14 protein-coding genes are annotated in these 21205 nt (G+C 53.1%); 12 read left to right on the top strand and 2 right to left on the bottom strand.

The annotated features are described in order from the left end of the window. On the top strand, positions 1–3609 hold the full coding sequence (locus ACCW76_RS16990) for an ATP-binding protein (protein WP_436339361.1): 3609 nt from the start codon (positions 1–3) through the stop codon (positions 3607–3609). A gap of 14 nt (positions 3610–3623) precedes the next feature. On the opposite strand, the gene ACCW76_RS16995 is transcribed toward ACCW76_RS16990, so the two are convergent. Together ACCW76_RS16995 and ACCW76_RS17000 are read right to left on the bottom strand one after the other, a co-directional pair. After that, positions 3624–4250 carry a response regulator gene (locus ACCW76_RS16995; RefSeq protein ID WP_436339363.1) on the bottom strand — a complete coding sequence of 209 codons (627 nt, stop codon included), beginning with the start codon at positions 4248–4250 and terminating at the stop codon, positions 3624–3626. Between the two features lie 250 nt (positions 4251–4500). Continuing rightward, positions 4501–5385 (bottom strand): alpha/beta hydrolase, encoded by an 885-nt coding sequence (locus ACCW76_RS17000; RefSeq protein ID WP_436339365.1) that lies wholly within the window; start codon positions 5383–5385, stop codon positions 4501–4503. A 101-nt stretch (positions 5386–5486) separates the two neighbouring features. Here ACCW76_RS17000 and ACCW76_RS17005 point away from each other — a divergent pair, with 101 nt between their 5' ends. The 11 genes from ACCW76_RS17005 to ACCW76_RS17055 all read left to right on the top strand — a co-directional run bounded on the left by ACCW76_RS17005 (position 5487) and on the right by ACCW76_RS17055 (position 21196). After that, positions 5487–6416: a LysR family transcriptional regulator gene (locus tag ACCW76_RS17005; RefSeq protein WP_436339366.1), complete on the top strand. Its 930-nt coding sequence runs from the start codon at positions 5487–5489 to the stop codon at positions 6414–6416. Between the two features lie 383 nt (positions 6417–6799). Beyond that, positions 6800–9337 (top strand): type VI secretion system Vgr family protein, encoded by a 2538-nt coding sequence (locus tag ACCW76_RS17010; RefSeq protein ID WP_436339368.1) that lies wholly within the window; start codon positions 6800–6802, stop codon positions 9335–9337. Next, a complete protein-coding gene (locus ACCW76_RS17015; protein ID WP_436339369.1) occupies positions 9334–11478 on the top strand; it encodes a T6SS effector phospholipase Tle3 domain-containing protein in 2145 nt (714 codons plus the stop codon). Before ACCW76_RS17010 ends, ACCW76_RS17015 begins: the two co-directional genes overlap by 4 nt. After that, positions 11472–12224, top strand: coding sequence for a T6SS immunity protein Tli3 family protein (locus ACCW76_RS17020; protein WP_436339370.1), 753 nt, complete (start codon positions 11472–11474; stop codon positions 12222–12224). The genes ACCW76_RS17015 and ACCW76_RS17020 overlap by 7 nt, the downstream gene beginning before the upstream one ends. Then, positions 12224–12979, top strand: a complete 756-nt coding sequence (locus ACCW76_RS17025; protein WP_436339372.1) for a T6SS immunity protein Tli3 family protein — start codon at positions 12224–12226, stop codon at positions 12977–12979. The genes ACCW76_RS17020 and ACCW76_RS17025 overlap by 1 nt, the downstream gene beginning before the upstream one ends. Then, the gene (locus tag ACCW76_RS17030; protein ID WP_436339373.1) at positions 12979–13722 is read left to right on the top strand and encodes a T6SS immunity protein Tli3 family protein; all 744 of its coding nucleotides are present in this window, start codon (positions 12979–12981) and stop codon (positions 13720–13722) included. Before ACCW76_RS17025 ends, ACCW76_RS17030 begins: the two co-directional genes overlap by 1 nt. Positions 13723–13780: 58 nt before the next feature. Further along, positions 13781–14035, top strand: coding sequence for a PAAR domain-containing protein (locus tag ACCW76_RS17035; protein WP_436339374.1), 255 nt, complete (start codon positions 13781–13783; stop codon positions 14033–14035). Further along, complete coding sequence (locus ACCW76_RS17040; RefSeq protein WP_436339376.1) at positions 14036–15460, top strand: hypothetical protein; 1425 nt, start codon at positions 14036–14038, stop codon at positions 15458–15460. A 694-nt stretch (positions 15461–16154) separates the two neighbouring features. Then, the gene (locus ACCW76_RS17045; RefSeq protein WP_436339378.1) at positions 16155–18248 is read left to right on the top strand and encodes an AAA family ATPase; all 2094 of its coding nucleotides are present in this window, start codon (positions 16155–16157) and stop codon (positions 18246–18248) included. A gap of 21 nt (positions 18249–18269) precedes the next feature. Then, positions 18270–19250 carry a helix-turn-helix transcriptional regulator gene (locus ACCW76_RS17050; RefSeq protein ID WP_436339380.1) on the top strand — a complete coding sequence of 327 codons (981 nt, stop codon included), beginning with the start codon at positions 18270–18272 and terminating at the stop codon, positions 19248–19250. A gap of 530 nt (positions 19251–19780) precedes the next feature. After that, a complete protein-coding gene (locus ACCW76_RS17055; protein ID WP_436339381.1) occupies positions 19781–21196 on the top strand; it encodes a hypothetical protein in 1416 nt (471 codons plus the stop codon). The last annotated feature ends 9 nt before the right edge of the window (positions 21197–21205 follow it).

Consider the following 21205-nt stretch of genomic DNA (forward strand, 5'->3'; position numbering starts at 1 on the left):
ATGGTTAAATTACTCTGCCTGATGGGTTTGATGTTCTGCCTGCTGAGTCAGCCAATCAGGGCTGAAGATCCGCGCACCATGCAGTTGGTCAGTCGTGAACAAAATGTCCTGCTGACCTTTGATCTGCCCGACAACGACTGGCGCTGGCTGGGCGAAAAACGCGAAGTCAGCGTCGCCCTCTACGCGCCAGAAAATCCGCCTTTCGATATGGTCATCGATGCCAACACGCTGGAAGGGATCTCGGCTGACTACACGGCTCTGGTCCTGCATTACCTCGGTTTGCACATCAACACGCACTATTACAGCAGCCGCAGTGCTGCGCTCGATGCCTTGCAGCAAGGCAAGGTGGATATACTGGTGGACAGTGCCGGCAGCCCGGAACCCTCTGCCGCAGACCTGTTGTTGAGTACGTCGTTTACCTCGGATTACCCTGCGATGGTGTCACGCGATAACATCATGTCTGAAATGAGTGATGACAACTCCCCGATGCAGATCGCCATGCCGCGAGGCTACCTGAGCGATGCCTGGATTGAGGCGCGCTATCCGGAAGCGAAAATCACCCGCTATCCTTCTGCGCTCAGCGCTTTGGCGTCATTAGCCTTTGGCGAAAACGACTACTTTATTGGCAATCTCAACACCGCCAACTACCTGATTGAGCGCAACTACGCCTCGACGCTTTCCGTAATACGCATTTTTGAGCCCACCGATGCCGGACCGCGCTTTGTCTTGCCCATCCGCAATGCACCACTGTTTCGGGGCGTCAATGCGGTGCTGAATGCTATTCCCTTGCAGCAGCACAAAGCCATCTTCCATCAATGGGTGCAAAGCATGCCGCCAATGATGGCGGCGCCGCCTCTGCAACTCACTGACCGTGAGCGACGCTGGCTGGCTCAGCACCAGACGCTGCGCGTGGTGATGAACCCGCTCGATGCGCCTTTCACGCTGAAAGATCGGCACAACAAATTTAACGGTATGACCGCAGACTTACTGCGCCTGATCCATCTGCGTACCGGCATCGACTTCACCATGGTGGAGGCCTCCTCCGTCAACGCGATGATCGATCAACTGAGCCGCCATGACGTTGAGCTGGTTGGCTCGCTGGCCCACAGCCCGCAGCGTGAAGCACGCGCCCTTTTCTCTCATCCTTATGTGCTGCCGCCGTATGTGCTAGTGAGCAAAAACACGCTGGGCGCCCCCAAAACACTGAATGACACCGACACGCTGGCGATCACACCCCAGCACGAACTTACCAGTTGGCTGACGGAAAATTTTCCCCACATCAAATTGATCACCGTTGAGAACGCCAGTATTGCATTGCAGATGGTGAATGAAGGTCGGGTAGATAGCGCGGTGAATAACCTTATTGCCGCGCGCTATATGATCGATCGCTACTTCAGTAATCGGCTGCAGATTGTCTCGCGCCTCGGGGAAAATCCGGCGCGAATCGCCTTTGCCGTAGGACGCGATAACCCGGAGTTGCTGAGTATTCTGAACAAGGTACTGGCCACCATCCCGCCGCGCGACATCTCCCTGCTGGCGATGAAATGGCAAGGCACGCCCGATGTCAAACTCGATACCTGGATGGCCTATCGTCACGAATTCTACTGGCTCGCCGGGATCTTCGCAGTGCTGGTGATCACCTCACTGTTCTGGAACTACCATCTGCATCGTGCGGTGCGACAGCGCAAAGAGGCACAGGCGCGGCTGCAGGAGCAAGCCACCTTCCAGAAAACCCTGTTCAATGGTACGCCAGTGCCGATCTACGTCATCAATCACAAAGGGGAAATGACCAACAAGAATCCGGCCTGGAGCCAGTTCTTCAACGATCCACACACCAATATCAGCCAGCTGCCGCTCAGCGACAGCGCGCACCCGTTGCACGCCCTCTGCCAGGCGCAAATGGCCTCACTGGCCGAGCAAACCTCACTGGAGATGGCACCGCAACGCGGCCAAATCGATAACGGCCACGAACTGCGTGATGTTATCCACCGGGCGGTGGCGTTTCGCGATAATCACGGCAACATCGCCGGTATGATTTGCAGCTGGCAGGACGTGACGGAACATGAACAGCTGACCCGCGATCTGCTGCAGGCCAGCGAACGCGCCGAGCAGGCCAACCGCACCAAAAGTACCTTCCTCGCCACTATGAGCCATGAAATCCGCACGCCGATCAGCGCGATCATTGGCCTGCTGGAGCTGGCAGTCGCCAATCGCCTGCAACAGCCGTGCGATAAAGAGTCGGTGCGCGTCGCCTATGAATCCGCGCAATCATTGATGGGGCTGATTGGCGATATCCTCGACATGGCAAAAATCGAATCGGGCAAGCTGGAACTGTCACCGGAATGGGTACGCTTCGATACGCTGGCCGAACCGGTAGTGCGCGTTTTCGAAGGGCTGGCGCGTCAGAAAGGATTGCTGCTGCACTATCAGGTTGACGTACTGCATCCGGACGAGCTGCTGCTGGACCCGATGCGTCTGCGGCAAATCCTCTCCAACCTGATCAGCAATGCCATCAAATTCACCGAGCGCGGCACGGTGGAAGTCCAGGTGCGCAGCAAACCGGGCGAAGGCGATCGCGCCACGCTGGAACTCACGGTGCAGGATACCGGCATCGGTATCAGTGAAGAGGATCAGCAGCTGATATTCAATCCTTACGAACAGTCCGCATCGGGCAAAAAACAGCGCGGCACCGGCCTCGGATTGGCGATTTGCGAGCAAATGGTGGCAATGATGGCAGGCAGCCTGACGCTACACAGCCAGACAGGGCGCGGCACCCGCATCTGCGTGCGCATCCCGGTGGATTGCCGTGAGGCGGTCAGCGCACCGGTTGAACCGATACGCCAGCAAGATGCCTGCGGCCTGCCGTTAACCATCCTCACGGTGGATGATCATCCCGCTAACCGCCTGCTGCTGAAACGCCAACTTACTCGCCTTGGACACAAAGTGATCGAAGCCGAGGATGGCGAACAGGCGCTGTGGCTGTGGCAGGAAAACCAGATTGATTTGGTGATCACCGATTGCAGCATGCCGGTGATGGATGGCTTCACTCTGACGCGCGAACTGCGTAAGAAGCAGCGTGAACCACTCACCATCATGGGACTGACCGCCAACGCCCAGCCAGAAGAGCGATCGCGCTGCCTGGAAGCAGGTATGGATGACTGCCTGTTCAAACCGTTGCGCCTGCCGCAGCTGGAAGCATTGCTGCAAAAAGTGCCGCGCCCGGCGGTTGTGCCCTATCCCGGCCATATCGCGCTGAATCACCTGCTCGATCTCAACGCCCTGCGCGAACTGGCTCATCAGGACAACGAAATGTTGCAGCGCCTGCTCAACGCCACCCGTGATGAAAATCTGCAGGATATGCAGGTGGCCTGCGCCTGTTACGACAATCGCGACTGGCCGGCGCTGGAACGCAGCCTGCATCGCCTGGCGGGATCGGTGCAGATCATTGGCGCACTCTCGATTGCCGATCAATGCCGCGAATTAGAGCAAGCCTGTGGCGCCCCAGCCGATGAACGCCATCTCGGCCAGATGCTCGATGAAACGCTGGGCTGCGTGGATGTGTTGAATCAGGCTATCGAAAGCTTTCTGACAGAAGAGTTCAGCGCATAAACTGCCGCTGCGCCTTAATCCAGATTGTGCCGCTGGGCAAAATCGAGCACATCCACCAGATTCTTTAACTCCAGCTTCATCATCAGCCGGCTTTTATAGGTGCTGACGGTCTTATCGCTGATGTTCATAACTCGCGCGATATCCACCACCTTCTCCCCGCGCGCCAGCAGACGTAACACATCCAGCTCTTTGGGTGACAGCTCGTCAATCTTGCGCTGGTCACTGTTTTCATCCTCAAGATGCAAGCCCTGACGCGCATAATTCATCGGGAAAAAGACGTATCCTTTGCTGATGGCGCGAATCGCATCTCTCAGCTCGTTTAACTCTTTGCACTTACTGATAAATCCGTTGGCACCCGCCGTGGCACAGCGGCGGATATAATGCTCGCTGTCTTTGGCGGAGAGCACCAGAATGCCTCTCTTGTGCCCGCTCTGGCGCACGCGCTTAATGACATCGATACCGTTGAGCACCGGAATGTCGATATCAATAATCACTAAATCCGGCTGCAGTTTTTTCACCCACTGGATGGCCTGAATGCCATCGCCCACTTCCCCTACGACTACTCGATTGTCTTGTTCAATGACTAGCTTGAGCGCTAATCGTGTGATTGGATGATCATCAACAATCAGTACCTTTTCCATTTTTCACCCCGTCCCGCGCCTTGACCGATAAAGTAGAGCGGCTGGGTGAGTTGACGTGCGCCGTCAACTGTCAGGCATCAGCGCCAAGTTGACTCGCCATTGCCTCACCAGCCCCCCTCTCCGGAAACGATCCCTTAACGGTTATATCGGTGGATGTGGCGGTTGCTAAAATAAATGTGATGGGGGGATGAGAGGAGGAGATTTGTGCCCGGCCTGCGTTGCGGAAATCTCTGGCCGGGCTCGCGAAGTGTTACTGATGCTGGCGAATAAAACTGGCGGCGATATCCAGTGCGTGACGTGCGGCATCCAGGCGGATGTCCCGCTGAAACACATGGTGCACGCCCTGATAGATATCCAACTGCACTTCACCGCCCTGCTCAGCTAATTGCGCCGCTAAGCGCGTGGCGTCATCCAGCAGCAGTTCTTCAGTGCCGACCTGAATCGCCAGTGGTGGCAAGAGGCTGTACTGGGCAAACAGCGGTGAGGCGCGTTGATCTTCCGCCGATATGTCCTGCAAATAAGCCGCAGCGGCATCGCGCAGGATCGATGGCTGGAAAATCGGATCACGCGTATTGGGATCGTTAAACGAAGCGCCGCTGAAGGTCAGATCGGTCCACGGCGAAAACAGTACCGCAGCACGGACTTTCTTAACCAGCTGCGGATGTTGCAGCGCCACCAGTGACAGCGCAGCACCGGCTGAATCTCCCACCAGCGCGATATGTTCAATGCCGCTGTCGACGAGACTCTTCAGTAGCTCAATCACTCTATCCGGCGCAGCCGGGAATGGATGTTCTGGTGCCATCGGATAGTCGAGCACAAAAGTTGAATAGCCCGTGCGCACCGCCAACTGGCTGGCGAACCCGCGATAAGCCTGCGCGCTGCCGAGCATATACGCCCCGCCATGGATAAACACGATAACCTGTTCGGTGCGTGTCTCCTGCGGATGCAACCACCAGCCAGAATCGGAGGCTTGCTCACTGCGCACACCTGCTGCCAACGGTGTTTCCGCGGTCATCTCGTCATAATACGCGCGCATTGAGCCAGTAAAGTTCGCGCGATGAGTTTGCTGCTCGACCAGTGATTGCTGCACTTGCAAACGATCGTGATCGGTTAAGGAGTGCTGTGTCTTGTTCATGAGTTGCTCCGGTAAAAGGGTGTGGAGCCACCTTATGCCATTCCAATTTTCGCAACTAGCTGGCTTAATGGAATACCAACTATTCCCAGCAGGACTACTGAATGGATCGACTTGATGCTATCCGGCTGTTTCTGCGCGTGGTCGAATGCGGCAGTTTCTCCGCCGCCGCCAAAGAAGCCGGTATCGGGCAATCTGCGGTCAGCAAACAGATCGCCGCGCTGGAGAAGCAGTTCAATCACCCGTTACTGAAACGCTCCTCACGCGGTATCGCCTTAACCGACGCGGGCCGAACCTTTTATGACGGCGCGCTGCGCCTGCGCGATGAATTCGACCAACTTGAATTAAACGTCAAATATGGCGCAGATGAACCGGCAGGCACGCTGCGTATCTCAGTGGCACCGGTGTTCGGCCGTTTCTACATCGTGCCGCGACTGCCCGCGCTGCTGGCGCGCTATCCGGCGCTGAATGTAGAGTTGCGCGTCTCCGAGCGACATGTGGATTTGATTGAAGAGAATATCGATGTCGCCATCCGCCACGGCGAACTGCTGGATTCGGCGCTAACACAGCGCAAGCTGGCCGACAGCCCGTTGATCACGGTGGCGAGCCCGGATTATCTGGCCAAGTATGGCATGCCCGCTTCCCCTGCTGAACTGAGCGAGCATCAGTGCATTGCATTTAATGCTGGTCGTGGCATGCATCCGTGGCGGTTTGTGGATGGGCACGGTAAGGCGATTACGCTGATGCCTCAAGGACGGTTTCAAAGCAATGATGGTGAGCAGCAACGTGCCGCTGCACTGGCGGGATTGGGCATTACGCAATTTCCGGCCTGGCTGGCGGGACCGGATTTGGCTTCAGGGGTATTGGTGCCGGTGCTGAGGGAGTTTGCCGTGGGATCGATGCCGGTGAGTGCGGTGTTCGCAACCAAGCAGACGGCGAACAGTAAGGTAAGGGTTTTTGTTGAGTATTTGCTGGGGACGTTGGGGGAAGATTTACCGTTGGGGGCTGGGGGTGAATCTGGGAGGTTAGTGTGAAGCCAGGTTTGGAAGAGGTGATTGAGTTTGTGCGTGAGTTTTCGGGGGATAATGAGTATTTGTTTCATGCCGAAGGGCTGGATTTGTTGGGGATTGGGCGGTTGGTGAGTTGGTTAAGGCAGAAGCAACTCCCGTTTTGCCAGACAGTTTCAATCACCGATTCGGCTCATCTACCCAACACAGCTGGATGTATGCCTTCGGCTTGACGCAGTCGAGGTTGTGGCCCTGTTCAGCCATTTGATGGTGTACATCGAGGAAATCGACTGCCGGAATCCTGCCAAATATTAGGTCCAAAATTAAGTCAAATTTTACGGTATACTAACAAAGGTAAATTATTTACACTTATCCTTATTATTTGTGGTGTCATTTCAATAAGGATATTTATGACCCTGACAGGGAGTTCGGGCTATTCCGCCCATGTAAATTCGCTCAACCGCTATCTTCTCGTCTTTAAAAACAACGAAGTGGTTGCAGACGTCGAATCATTTGAAGGGCGTGAATCCCTCAGCCAGCCTTATCGATTTACCATCCGCTTCACCTCGTCCGTTCAGGACATTCCACCTGAAAAAGTCATGATGCAGCCCGCTGCATTTATGATGCGGGCCCCCTCCAAAAATGGATCCCGATTTCGGCCTGACCTGGATCCCTGGAGCTCATTACGTAAGGTTCACGGGGTAATCACGCGCTTTTCCCGCATTTCAACCAGCGCTGACGAATCGACGTATGAAGTTATGCTGGAACATCCTTTGGCCCTACTGACCAGCACGCGCCGATACGCTATCTATCAACGTACGTCCGTTCCCGAGCTCGTCAACTCTTTGCTGAAGTCGCACGGCTTTCAAGGCTATGAAATTGACATGAGCCTGCTGAAGTGGCGCTACCCCGACCGTGAAATGATTGTTCAGTGGGGGGAAAGTGACCTGTGCTTCATCCGGCGTCTGCTTTCTGAAGTCGGGATCTGGTTCCGCTTCCGTAAACACGAAACTGCTGAAGAAATAACCGTGATTGTGTTTGGCGATCATCAGGCCGGCTATGTTAGTGGCACGAAAATTCAATCGCTGCCAGAAGCGGGTTTAACGGGCGATACCCTGACAATCCGGCAGATGCGTTGCCATTCAGTTGTCGTACCCGCATCAGTACGTGCGCGTGATTATGACTATAGACAGAGCAGGTATATTCCTCCGGAACACGACGCGGACATGGGCGACGAAGCCCCTTACACCACAGGAAGGGATTACCACTACGCTGACATTCAGCACAGCGCTGGCGACCAGTGGAGCAGCATGCAGGGCGGTGAAGCGGAAACATCCTGGCACTATGCCCGCATCCGCCATGAGCGCCATTTATCCGGCCGGACGTGTCTGGAAGCCATTGCTGACGATCCCGCGCTGCAGCCAGGCATGGTGGCTGAAATTGTGGGTGAGCAGTCTGAAGCATTCGTGCCCGGCTTTCTCATTCTTGAGAGCATCTGCCGCGCAGGCCGAGCGGCTGGGTACCAGGCTGAACTCAGCGGCATTCCCTACAGTGAGCGCGCCGCTTTCAGACCAGAGCGCCTGCCGAGGCCGGTTATCTCAGGGACGGTTCCCGCACGCGTCTCAGGATCCGTCATGAACGACCGCCTTGCCCGTCCCGACAGTGAGGGACGATATCGAGTGAAGTTCTGTTTTGATCTCGATAGCTGGGAGAAAGGCAGGGAAAGTATGCCTGTTCGTCTGGCCCGCATCTATGCAGGTGATAAGTTCGGCGTGCACTTCCCGCTGCTGGACAACATGGAGGTGGCGATCGCGTTTGAAGGTGGCGATCCTGAGCGGCCCTATATTGCGCACGTCCTGCACGATGCGCTCAATCCTGACGTGGTGAACGACCTCAACAGCACGCGCAACGTTATCCGGACGATGGGAAAGAACAAGATCCGGATGGAGGATGCGGCAGGCAGTGAGCACGTCAAGGTATCAACCGAGTTCGGCAAAACGCAGCTCAACCTCGGCCACCTGGTAGATGCCGATCGTAAAGAACGCGGCGAAGGGGCAGAGCTGCGTACCGACCATCACGCCACCGTACGTGCCGCAGAGGGGATTTACCTGACAACCTCGGCGCAGACGGGCGCACGTGGAAAGCAGCTCGATATGGCTGAGACCATCACGCATCTGGAGCAGGCGCTCAGTATTGCTTACAGCCTGCAGTCTGCTGCCACCGGTGCCGGCGCTGAGGGCTTAGACACTGCACCACAGCAGGCGCTTCAGCAAGCTGTATCCGGGCTGGCGAAGCCCGGCATCCTGTCCTGGGGTGAAGCGGGCATTGCGCAGGCGACGCCCGAGAGCCTCCACCTGGCCGCCGGTAAGGATGCGGTGATCACGGCTGGCAGCAACGGCAGCGTCAACATATTTAAGGCCCTTTCCGTGGCAGCGGGTCAGGGAATCTCCGCGTTTGTCCGCAGGATCGGCATCAAACTGATTGCCGCATCTGGCGATATCACCCTTCAGGCCCAACGCGGGCAGTTTGCGGCACTTGCCGATCAGAACATGCAGATTACCAGCGTCAACGGTGAGCTGCAGATAAGCGCGAAAAAGGGCCTGTATCTGCACTGCGGTGGCGGCGGGATCCGCCTGCACCCGAATGGTGGCGTGGAAATATTCTCCCCGGCGCGCATCGAGCAGAAAGCCCCGACCCTCATCTATCAGAAGGGTGAATCGGCGAAAATTGTCGATCCGGTGTTTAAGGATAACCCGCTGGCGCGCGGTGTGCGCCTGTTCAGAAACGGCGACAGGAAGCATCCACTTGCCAGTCAGCCCTTCCGGGTGACCCGGCCGGACGGCAGCACCGAGGACGGTATCACCGATGATAACGGCCATTCCCCGCTGCTGGATCTCGCAGAAACCGAACAGCTTGTCGTCACGCTCATCAGGGAAGCAAAGCAATGACCAGTGAAAAGCCAAAGAACAGCGCCTTTAACAATCCGGAGCTGGGAAGCTTCATCGGCCTCAACCGCGATACCGCCGGTGGCATGCTGATGCAGGAGTTTCCAGTAAGCAGTCCGCTGCCCTGCATTGTTATCCTCGTGCACGGTGTTAACGACATCGGTGAAGCTTACGAAACGCAGGAAAAAGGCATTATCGCCGGGCTGAACGCTCGTCTGGCGCGTGACGACATGTACCCGCATCAGTGGAGTGAAATTGAGGGGCTGACCGATCTGAAGGGCGCGCCAAAGCGCGTGACGGCCAGCGGTCGGTCACCGATCATCCCGTTCTATTGGGGCTATCGCCCCGTCGATCATGAAACCTACAACGAAGACCAGCGACGCTACCGCGATGAGATCGCCCGGCTCGGTCTGGAAACCGTCCTGCCCTACGACGCGTTCCAGGAAGATGATCCTAAGCGACTGAAAAAGCTGAACTCAGAAGGTCGCGGCTTCTGCAATGATAATTACGGCAACGTGCTCAACCTGGCTGCGGCGAAGAACGGCGGCACCTTCGCCAACGCGACCACCTGTATTCCAGACATGCTGGGACCTGGCGCGAACGGCGGAGCCACATGGATGGCGGGGATTTACAGCCGCAAACTCAACGGTGGGGACTTTACGCACCCGATCTACGGCAATCCGCACCGCATTTACCAGTTTTTCGCCGCGCAGCGACTGGCGGATTTGATCCTGGCCATCCGCAGTAACCCCAACACGACATACGACACCATTAACATCGTCGCGCACAGTCAGGGCACAATCATCAGCATGCTGGCGAACATGCTGCTTAAGCAGAAGGCAAAAAATTTACCCGTCGCCGACTGCGCGATTCTCTGCCATTCACCCTACTCGCTTGAGCCACGATCTATGGAAAATATGCTGCCCGGCAAGCAACAGACGGCGCACGGGCGCCAGGAAACGCTGCGCAATTTCTGTCGGCTGATGGCCACCAACCCTAAGTACGACACTGCCGGTCGCTACAGCCCGGACTTTGTCAAAGCGATGTACAACGATGCCACCCTGTGGCGCAAGCACCGCTGGGACAGCGATCCCCGCTACAGCCGCAACAACTACGGCCGGGTCTATAACTACTTCTGCCCGGATGACGGCACCGTGTCGCTCTCTAACGTGCAGGGCATGGGCTGGCGCGGTATTCCAGATTCGTTCGCCAAAGGCATACCCAATCTGTATCAGCGCGCTTTCTGCCAGCACCACTGTACGGGCGTCACCCCGACCGGCGCGCCTTTTGAAAAGCCCGCTTTCCGTCCCGGTGATTTTAAGTATGACGGCTGGCCAACTAACGCCGCTTATCCGATGAAGAGCGGCGTGACCGAAAACGCTGAGGCCCTGCCTGAAGTAATTGAGCTGACCCTGATGGGGCAGGATAACCGCGGGGACATGAAGTACAAAACCGGTGTCGGGGGGGAGGATCGCTATATTGATTACTCCGCACGTGAGCATGAAAACGCCTGGCAGGTGACCGAGTTTCGCCCAGCGATCAGATTTGCCTATCCGCACCGCCCCGGTCAGGTGCTGTCAGAAAACGAGCTGGCCGAGGTCAACCGCCACTATGGAACCGCGTTTGTATCCGGTCGCGTGATTGGCAGCGCAACGCAGCGCTATCTGCTGAAACGGCGCAAAACGGACGATGAAATTAACGAGATGGAAAAATACGGCGACCCGGTAAAGTTCAGCCAGCACTCTTCAATAGTGATGGACCCTAACGTGCAGGAAAAGTCGGTGGCCTACGATCTCGCCATCGGTAACTGCATGGCCTTTGAAGACCCCTCATTCTGGCTCAGCCTACGCAAGCGTGCCGACTGGCGGCACGAGTTTAATCCGGATGCAAAAACCAAAATGTATTACAAAACTGGCATTTTGCATGAGGAAGAAACCAAACAATTTATGAATAAACCGGATAAAGCGCTGCCGACAGGGGAGTTTGGCGTGGTGAATGATTACGGTCCAAGAACGCGTATCAAACCAGCCCGGCATCCGGAGGTGCACAATAAAGAAGATCCCGTTCATCAGTGGAGCCAGCCGGAGCCGGCAGGCTATCAGGACGTGCCGGCGTATAGGAAAACCGAGGGAACAACATGGTGATGTTTAGGAAAAAGTCTGTAGCTACTACGCTGGCTGCCCTGATGGTGCTGAGCGCGAATGGATGCAGCAGTGTCCAGCTTAAGAAAAGGGAGAAGCCGGTTCAGGTGGTTTACCGCTTTGACGACCACCGCTGGCTGGAGTTGCATGGTTTTGCCTGCCAGGGCGCGCTTTGGTTCGTGGATGAAAAACGCGACATACGTAGTGAGATAACTTCACAGTTCTATCGCATTTTTACTCACCCTTACATCAACGCCTCTGAACAGTACATTGCTGTTCCGTGGTGGGGTTCTTCCGGAATGTCGATTTCACGGGATTTTGGCCACACGTGGAAGTCTGCCACCGTGAAAGGACGTGAAGACGATGAGGCAGGCTCTGATTCTCCCGAATACGAAAACATTAAATCTCTAACCGTAGTTAATAACCAGGGGTTTCTGCTGACAAAACAGGGGCATTTGTATATGTCCTCCTACCCCTTTGACGATCCTCGAATCCTGCCCGGGGGGGCAGGAATTGAATACGACGTAACATTCAGGGGTAAAGTTCGCCATTACAGATTAGAGCCGAGAAAGGAGTGGGTGGGGGGGGATGTTTCAGATTGGGGACTTTTCTATGTAGAACCTAAAGTCCTGCCTGAGCTCATACATCAGTATTACGCTAACTTCCAGAACCTGCCGACCCGTGTGCCTGAGGTTGTGGGATATACGGGCTGGACGCACATGCAGTGCGATATGAAGGCCGGTCTCTAATGCTCAAATTCGGTCTTAATAAGCATGCAGCTTCGGCGCTGGTTGGCCTGATTGTTTTAACTACGAGTGGCTGCAGCGGTAATCCGCTGAAGAAAAGGCAAAAGCCGGTTCAGGTAGTGTACCGCTTTGACGACCATCGCTGGCTGGAGCTCCACGGAATCGCCTGCCAGGGCGCGCTGTGGTTCGTGGATGAAAAGCGCGATATACGCAGTGAGGTGTCCTCACAGTTCTACCGCATCTTTACTAAACCCTACATCAACGCCTCTGAGCGTTACATTGCTGTACCGAGCTGGGACTCTGCGCATTTCTCTGTTTCCCGCGACTATGGCCAGACATGGATATCCTCTGAGATAAAAGGACGTGAAGACGATGAAGCAGGTTCTGATTCTCCTGAATACGAAAACATCAAATCCCTGACTGTGGTTAATGATCAGGGTTTTCTATTAACCAAACAAGGGCACCTGTATATGTCCTCCCTGCCTTTTGATGATCCGCGCATCATGCCGGGAGGGGAAGGGATTGATTACAGCTATACGTTTAAAGGCAAAGTTTACCATGACAGGCTGGAAGCTATTCGTCCGGGCAAAGGAGAAAACGTTTCACGCTGGGGTCTCCTGTATATCGATCCCCGTATTTTGCCTGTAAGAATGGAGCAGTATTACGCCAACTTCCAGAATCTGCCAACACAAGTGCCTGAGGTTAAGGGATATACGGGCTGGACGCACATGCAGTGCGATATGAAGGCCGGACTCTGATGTTCAGATTCATTCTGCATAAGCAACCCGCAGCGGCACTGGCAGCTCTGATGGTGCTAAGCGCAAGCGGGTGCAGCGGTGTTCCGCTTAAGAAAAGGGAGAAGCCGGTTCAGGTGGTTTACCGCTTTGACGATCATCGCTGGCTGGAGCTTCATGGTTATGCCTGCGAAGGCGCGCTGTGGTTTGTGGATGAGAAACGCAACATCCGCAGTGAGATAACCTCACAGTTCTACCGCATCTTTACCCACCCTTACATCAACGCCTCAGAACGGTACATTGCTGTTCCGTGGTGGGGCTCCTCCGGAATGACGATTTCACGGGATTATGGCCGTACGTGGAGGTCTGCAACCGTGAAAGGACGTGAAGACGATGAGGCGGGTTCAGATTCTCCTGAATACGAAAACATCAAATCCCTGACTGTGGTTAATGACCAGGGTTTTCTACTAACTAAACAAGGGCACCTGTATATGTCCTCCCTGCCTTTTGATGATCCGCGCATCATGCCGGGAGGGGAAGGGATTGATTACAGCTATACGTTTAAAGGCAAAGTTTACCATGACAGGCTCGAAGCTATTCGTCCGGGCAAAGGAGAAAATGTTTCACGCTGGGGTCTCTACTACGTTGATCCCAGGATTCTGCCTGAACTCATCACAAAGCACTATGCCAACTTCCAGAACCTTCCAACCCGCGTGCCTGAGGTGACGGGATATACGGGCTGGACCCACATGCAGTGCGATATGTAGGCTGGGATGTGAATTAACTCCCGCAGAAATGAATAACAAAATAAAAGGAAAAAATTACATGGACGGCGTCATTCGTTTGGGAGACCGGCTTTCGCCGGGCGGCTGCGTTACCGAAGCTAGCGGAGAGATGTTCGACGGTAAACCGGTCATGCTGACTGGTGACAAAGCACAGTGCAGTCAGCACGGTGCAACATTTGCTGTTGAAGGGCATCCTGCATGGATCATGAATGGTCGTAACGTTGTTACTGACCGCTGCAAAGCGAAGTGTGGCTGCCAGCTGCTGACCTCTTTGCCTGAAGCGGGAGTGCGGTAAATGAAATACTTCTGGAAGCCGCTGCTTTCCTACCCGGGTAAAACGGAGACACGCTTTCCTCGTCTGTTTACGGCGGTTGCGGGTATTGTTGCCACCCTTCTTATGCTGATGTTCAGTGCTCTCACGCTTGAGAGTGAGCAGCTGACTCTCAGCCTGCTTATCTGGCGATTATTGGCCCTGCCTGTGGCGGTATGTTCTGCTGTTGTTTCACTATGTTTTATTGTTTTCCACCTTATCTGTTCCTGGCGTCTTTTTATGCAACTTGCGTACATCGGCATCGAGAAAGATTGGAAATCCCGGGCTTCTGAATGGATGCGCCTGGCTGAACACGCTTCTATCTTTCCGGTTGATAACGCTGCGCTAAAAATGCTCAAGCTTGAGGGAGAAATGCCCGCGGATGGCGATATTGCTCTCAGACTTTCCGTTGAGGATGATGAAACGTCAGGCATGAGCCGAATGCAAATTGTGGTGCAGCATCTGCTGGAACAACTGGATCTGACGCACATTGACGCGAGAACCGAGCGCCCTGAACTGTTCCTCTACCTGGGAAACTCAGCGGAGTCTGTACGCGATGACTTAACATCACTGATTCAGTCTGCCCATGCCTCTCTGAAACAGGCCAGCTTCCACTACATTGAAGAAGTGCCTGACCTGTCACTGGTGCAGGAATGGGCAGATTCGTCATTTAGCGGATTTCGCCTGCTGATCATTGCCGAACTTCACAACGGCGATAGCCGTAATTTCTGCGAATATGCCTGCGCACTGCTCTTTTCCCGCAATCGGAAAATAGGCGGTGACAGAATGCCAGTCTGCTGCTTTAAGGGAATGAGCTCAAAAGTTCATCACCTGGGTAAGAAGATAGACGTACTGCTGTCTGCTGAGCAAGTCAAGGCCTCTGACCTGAGGCACGCCTGGACCGGCGACCTGCAGGGGGAAAGCCTTCATTTGCTGATGGATTCACTAAAGGAAAATAACGCAGGTATCAACATCCGGAGCTGGCAAAACATGCGGATAGCCGATACATGGACGCCCGGTTATCAGTGGCTGATGATGGAATGGTCAGCGAAGGCGGTTCGTCACGGACAGCGTGGTCAGCTTCTGGCTGCCAGGGAGAGCGCAGGCGAGCAGGTCATATTTCTTCAGATGCACAGTGAACTCACCCGGCTTAAGGATAATTACAGCTCTGTTTATTTAAAAAGTATAAAAAAGGTTGGCAGCCTGCTTGGCTGTACTTTTATGCTTGGCGCTTCACTGCTGATGATTGCCACCAGTATTCAGGAAGGATGGGCATTTGAAAGCGATTACTTTATTCGCACTGTGGTGTTTATCATACCGCCAATGATGGCGTTGATAGTTACTGGATTTACGCTGGATAAAAGCTACAAGCGAGAAGCTGAGCTGATTAGTTATTACGATTATGAATAATTAGCAACGTGCGCTATTAACGACTCTGTTTGAAAAATCCCTCCATGGTGTTAGTGGGTTACAGAACTTCGCGCCATCGATAATTTATCTTTAATTTCCCACACAAGCTTCGCAGTCTTATTTTTCAGGCAAAGCTGGGAGGGGCGCTTCCCACAGATATGCATATCAGCCGCGCTCTAATTGAAGTCACCAGATCCTGAGTTCAATATTCGGATAGACTTAATTTTATTGAACTCTATTCAAGGTCAGAGGCATACGGTCTCACTAGTCAAGGTTTCTTTTTTCTAATCGCCCGCTATCATTAAACCAATATACTTGAACATGTTAACGAAGGTGCCACTTATCTTCTCCACTAACTCAAGATATTCGAAATATCTGGTGAGCAGAGCTACTCGGGCTGTATTGGATGTCATACTACCACCCACTAAAAAAGCAGCCACAACCTATTAACTAACTTATCTCGACAGCTGCAATTAAAGAAAGTCGTACTATTCATATAAAATAACCACAAAGAAAAAAGAATGGCGGAATTTATTAAAAAACCCAGTTTCATTTCATTCAAGAGAAACTCATCCACATCCTTGCGACAACTTGTGTCGCAGTCAATCAAGAAATCCAAAAAAATCTTCTCATTTCCTGCGACACAAAATGTCTCAGCGCAATATAAAAATAGCGCTTTCACAAGGAGAAGAATATGAACACTGTAATGTCTGCAGAAGTAAGTCAAGTCGCTGAAATGAATTACCAGGATACCAAAATGCAGCAATGGATCTTGCGGATACTATTTCGTCTGGGCGCACACAAACAGTTTATTACTCAGCATGGATTCAGTAGCCAACCGCTGGCTGATTATCTTCATCTCAACAATGAGCATACTTTTAATCTGAGCCAGCAGGATCACGATTCGTTGCTGAAGAGATTACGCAAACATTATCAGGATGCTGAACAGCATAACTCGTTAACCCAAGCTTCAATTTTTCAAACTGCAGTAAACAGGTTTGCCACGCGTATTGGACTGAACAGCGCCGAAAAAGTCATTCTGGAGTTCACATTACAGCTCCACCAGGAAAGGCTGCTTGACGATGTCACGGAATGGCTTGGGCCGCTCACCTCCGCCAAAGTTTATCGCACGCTGGCGATGATTTTAGATATCACTGAGACCGAAGTACGCGAAGCGCTTGGCCCCTCCAGCACCCTGACTAAAACCGGTCTGGTTAGCCTTGAAATGAACGGTGCGCATTTGCTACGCAATAAACTTGAGCCATTCTCACCCACACTGGCAGAACGCCTTTACGCGGGTGAGACAAGTCCAGCACGTCTCCTGCAAGGCATGATCAACATCTGTGGGCCAGCCCATCTGAAGCTAAATAATTATGACCACATCCCGGCAGTCAATATTCTGCGCCAGTGGTTGCATCATGCGCTGAGCACCCAACGTATCGGGGTCAACGTCCTGATTCATGGCCAACCGGGTAGCGGAAAAAGCCAGCTGTGTCGTTTGATTGCCAACGAGTTGCAAACCCCTCTGTATGAAGTGAGTAGTGAGAATGAATCCCTGCGCCCGATCAGTGGCAGCCGTCGTTTGCGTGCCTGGCGTGCTGCGCAGCGCTTATTCATTGATGAAAGAGCCATCATTCTGCTCGATGAGGCAGAAGATGTTTTTGTCGAAAGTCCCGGGATACATAACAGCAGCCCGCTTCCATTAGCGAAAGCCTGGATCAATCGTCTGTTGGAAGAGAATGTGGTTCCCTCTCTATGGGTAGCCAATGACATCAATTGTATGGATCCGGCAATGGTGCGCCGCTTTGACATGGTCATTGAGCTCAATACCCCACCACGTCATCTGCGGGCAGAGATCATTCAAGAGGCCTGTGGCGGAATACTGGCACCTCACGCCCTTTCCCAATTAGCAGAAGTCCCTTATCTGGCACCTGCAGTTATTAACCGGGCGGCCAGCATCCTCGCGGGCGTTGGCGACAAGCTCTCAATGGAAAAACGCCCTGAGACTTTAATGTATTTAATCAATAACACCCTAAAGGCTCAGGGGCATAAGCCGATAAAAAACCATGTTACGGCCCAAACACCCGCAATCTATGACACGGCATTTATCAATAGTGATAACCAACTCGATGAAATTGGTAAAGCTCTGACATCGGGTCACTCAGCGCGTTTTTGCCTCTCTGGCCCTTCGGGCACGGGTAAAACGGCATGGGCACATTGGCTTGCGAAGCAGTTAGATAAGGTCGTTATAGAACGCAAGGCTTCACAGCTTTTAGGCCGCTACGTTGGTGAAAGTGAACAGAACATTGCGGCGTTATTTGAACAGGCACAACGCGACAATGCGATCCTGCTGATTGATGAGATTGATAGTTTTCTTAGCGCACGCGACGAGTTCCAGCACCATTGGCAAGTGAGCAGTGCCAACGAAATGTTAAGCCAGATGGCACTGTTTGAAGGTGTGCTGATCGCCACCACGAACAGATTTGATGTGCTAGATGCCGCCGCGCTGCGTCGTTTCGATCTTAAGGTGCGGTTCAACTATTTGTGTGATGACCAGGCGGTCGCATTGTTGAATCTTTACTCTCGTGAGCTTCAGCTCAATGAACCGCAATCTACTGAAATTAAAGAAATATCTAAACTGGACTACCTGACGCCGGGCGATTTTGCACTGGTAGCACGTCAGCATCAATTTAAGCCAGTGAGTTCAACAGAGGCTTTTATTGCCGCACTGAAAGCCGAGTGCTGGATGAAAACACGCGAAAAACCGGCGATTGGCTTTTTGCACTAAGTAATTTGATAGGAAATCAAAATGGCTAAAAGACCTGAAACCATTGAGACCACCGTGCTCGCTCTTGAGCTTCTGCGCCGTATTCCACGCGGCAGAAAAATCACGGCAAAAGAGCTTCATGAGCAGCTACAGCATGCTGGAATCGAGCGCGATGTAAGGACCATTCAGCGTAATCTGGAGATGCTTTGCGAACATTTTGATATCGAGCGCGACGACCGCAACCGTCCTTATGGCTATCGTTGGCTGGAGAATTCTAGTGGCGTCTCACTTCCAATGCTGACGCCGCAAGAATCGCTGCTATTAGCGATGGCGGAAGCACATCTGAAGCCTATTTTGCCGACCCGACTGATTAAATCCATGACCGGGCTGTTTACCCAGGCGCAGCGTAATTTACACGACAACGGCCCTACCCGCCTTGAAGCGGAGTGGCCAGATAAAGTGCGTATCGTGGCAACCAGCCAGCCATTACTGCCGCCCCCGATCGCTGAAGGCGTGTTTGAATCCGTCAGTGAAGCGCTGTATCTCAATCACTTACTACGCATCACGTATCGCAATGCGGGCGGCAAAGAGAGCGAAAACACAGTGATGCCATTGGGATTGGCGCAGCAAGGGCCTCGCCTCTATCTGGTTTGCCGCTTCGAGGGATACAACAACGAACGTAGTCTGGCGCTCAACCGTATTCTTTCCGCGAGCGTCAGCACCTTTACCTTCGAGCGACCAGCTGAATTCAACTTAAAAAAATATGACGACGACGGCCGCTTTGGATTTGGTGAAGGGCAAATGATTTTTCTTACTTTTGAAATTGACCGCGCTGCTGGGCTCCACTTGATTGAATCTCCGCTATCAACTGATCAAACGCATCGGGATATTGGTGAAGAGCGACTGGAAATTTCTGCCACCGTGGTGGATAGCGCAATGCTGAAATGGTTTTTGGCCGCGTTTGGTGATGCGGTGAGTGACGTTAGAAGGCAGCCGGTTGTGGAAGGAAGTATCGAAGAATGAGTATAAACAATATCTCTTGGGGTCTTTGCGCAGCGGCTACTTTAAATTCCGTTGACCAGCATAATCGCACAATAATTTACCTCGGAAATAATTTACTTTTGCTGCAAAAAAATTGCCTTGAGGTAGAACAACAAGTAACTCCGGTGATTACAGTAGTTAATTCAGGCGCCAAAGTGTGGAACTGTCCTCACGTAGCTGTGAAGATCACGTTTGGTTCAACATGAACAAAATGGAGGTACCGTTGAAGTGCTTCCTGATATCGCCAGCTATTTCGAACGGCGCTGCGTATTGCCGCAGCAAAAAGTCATTAGTAAAACGCAGGACGGGAAGCTAATCGTGACGACGCGAATTGTCCATCGGGATCAGCTCTTTCCTTGCTTACGATTCTGGTTATCTAATGTAAAGACCGTACCACCCGTCGCTGAAGCTAACGCGTTTCAGCGCAAATTTATCAGTATATCTCGCGACTTACTTAAGAAAATAATCCCGTAACCGATAATGCTTTTCAGGATAACGTCTGAGGATGCAGCATGACGAATGATCACAAAAAGGCCATAACGCAATCGATTAGCCTCTGTCCAATCTGGCCAATGCAGGCATCAGAGAAGATTGGCCGCATGGTTGGCGAAATAAACCAAGCTAACTCTATTATGTCTACCATCTCGTCGACGGCGCAAAACAACGCCATAAAAGGAGGTTTTGCTGCTGAAACCTGGCACGCAGAATCCTTTAACCTTGATGCCATTCTGAAAGATAAAGACATTTGCGCCTTTACTGACCAGTTTAAGAAAACCCCTCTGTTAAAAAATCATCAGGTGCATGACATCGTGGTGATGAAGGGTGATGAGCAGGTGCTGGGAGCGCAACTGAAATATTTTCAGAATGCCGATAAAACCCAAAATGCATTCCGTTCAACCAAAGATGGCGTGCATCAATATCAGCACAGTGATGTGTTTATCGGTCCAGCCGATCAAATTGAGGACATTAAAGCCTCTGCACAACGTACGGCACTTAAAAATCAGCAAACGCGCCCAGAGGTTTCCGAAGCCGCGGCAAAAGTGCGTGATAACACTGCCGGGTCCATTGAGGCGGAAGGGGTAAGTTCCACGCCGCTCAGCAAACGCGATGCCGAGTCTGTGGGATCCGGTACACCAGCCGGGAAAGATCTGCATAAGAACATGCAGGACGGTTATCTCAATAAAGCGACCATCCAGCAAAGCGTGCGTGCAGCAGGATCGGCGGCGATGATCACTACCGTTATTGCCGGAAGTATTAACACTTTCCAGTATATTCGGCAGGTAAAAAATGGCGAAATTACGTCTGAACAAGCCACCATCCAGATCCTGCAAAACACGGTAATTGCCGCCGGGGACAGCGCCCTGAAAGCCGGAGTTGCAAATGCAAGCGTCAGCATCGCCGCACGCTCTATGCCCGGTCTGTTTGCCGGTACGGTCTTCAAACGCAGCATGGCTAACGGCGGCGTTGCCGGAGCGGCCGTTTGCGCCGTGGATGTAGTGCAAAATGTGGTGCTGTTCGCGGCAGGGAAAATTAGCGCCCAGGAGCTAGAATCCCGGGTGGGTAAGAATTTGTTCCAGACCGGCGCGGGCGTCACGGGAGCCTCGGTCGGCGCGGCGGTGGGCGCCCTCGGCGGGCCGGTGGGCGCACTGGTAGGCAGCCTTATCGGCGGCGTGATCACCACGCTCGCCATGAATATCGCCATTGATAATCATATCGAGAAAAATTTCCAGCTTACCCTTGCCAACACCGAACAGGTGGTGGGTACCGGCCTGGTGATGCACGATGCGTTAAATTATCTGCAGCATTCGCAAGCCTATTACGCCGATTTACATAAAGGGCTTTATCTCTCGGAAAAACATTTCACCAGCCAGATAAAAACCCTGCAAGCACAGAGCCTGCTTTTAAAAAATAAAATTAATAATCTGTAAGGAACAGAA

The sequence above is a fragment of the Pantoea sp. C8B4 genome, from assembly GCF_051336905.1.
GTDB classification, from domain to species: Bacteria; Pseudomonadota; Gammaproteobacteria; order Enterobacterales; family Enterobacteriaceae; genus Pantoea; species Pantoea rwandensis_B.

Excerpts from the sequence above, each read along its gene's own strand:
- ACCW76_RS17020 (WP_436339370.1), top strand. The coding sequence starts at position 11,472 with ATGGTGATGTTTAGGAAAAAGTCTGTAGCTACTACGCTGGCTGCCCTG.
- ACCW76_RS17030 (WP_436339373.1), top strand. The coding sequence starts at position 12,979 with ATGTTCAGATTCATTCTGCATAAGCAACCCGCAGCGGCACTGGCAGCT.
- ACCW76_RS16995 (WP_436339363.1), bottom strand. The coding sequence starts at position 4,250 with ATGGAAAAGGTACTGATTGTTGATGATCATCCAATCACACGATTAGCG.
- ACCW76_RS16990 (WP_436339361.1), top strand. The coding sequence starts at position 1 with ATGGTTAAATTACTCTGCCTGATGGGTTTGATGTTCTGCCTGCTGAGT.
- ACCW76_RS17040 (WP_436339376.1), top strand. The coding sequence starts at position 14,036 with ATGAAATACTTCTGGAAGCCGCTGCTTTCCTACCCGGGTAAAACGGAG.
- ACCW76_RS17045 (WP_436339378.1), top strand. The coding sequence starts at position 16,155 with ATGAACACTGTAATGTCTGCAGAAGTAAGTCAAGTCGCTGAAATGAAT.
- ACCW76_RS17015 (WP_436339369.1), top strand. The coding sequence starts at position 9,334 with ATGACCAGTGAAAAGCCAAAGAACAGCGCCTTTAACAATCCGGAGCTG.
- ACCW76_RS17000 (WP_436339365.1), bottom strand. The coding sequence starts at position 5,385 with ATGAACAAGACACAGCACTCCTTAACCGATCACGATCGTTTGCAAGTG.
- ACCW76_RS17050 (WP_436339380.1), top strand. The coding sequence starts at position 18,270 with ATGGCTAAAAGACCTGAAACCATTGAGACCACCGTGCTCGCTCTTGAG.
- ACCW76_RS17025 (WP_436339372.1), top strand. The coding sequence starts at position 12,224 with ATGCTCAAATTCGGTCTTAATAAGCATGCAGCTTCGGCGCTGGTTGGC.
- ACCW76_RS17035 (WP_436339374.1), top strand. The coding sequence starts at position 13,781 with ATGGACGGCGTCATTCGTTTGGGAGACCGGCTTTCGCCGGGCGGCTGC.
- ACCW76_RS17005 (WP_436339366.1), top strand. The coding sequence starts at position 5,487 with ATGGATCGACTTGATGCTATCCGGCTGTTTCTGCGCGTGGTCGAATGC.
- ACCW76_RS17010 (WP_436339368.1), top strand. The coding sequence starts at position 6,800 with ATGACCCTGACAGGGAGTTCGGGCTATTCCGCCCATGTAAATTCGCTC.
- ACCW76_RS17055 (WP_436339381.1), top strand. The coding sequence starts at position 19,781 with ATGACGAATGATCACAAAAAGGCCATAACGCAATCGATTAGCCTCTGT.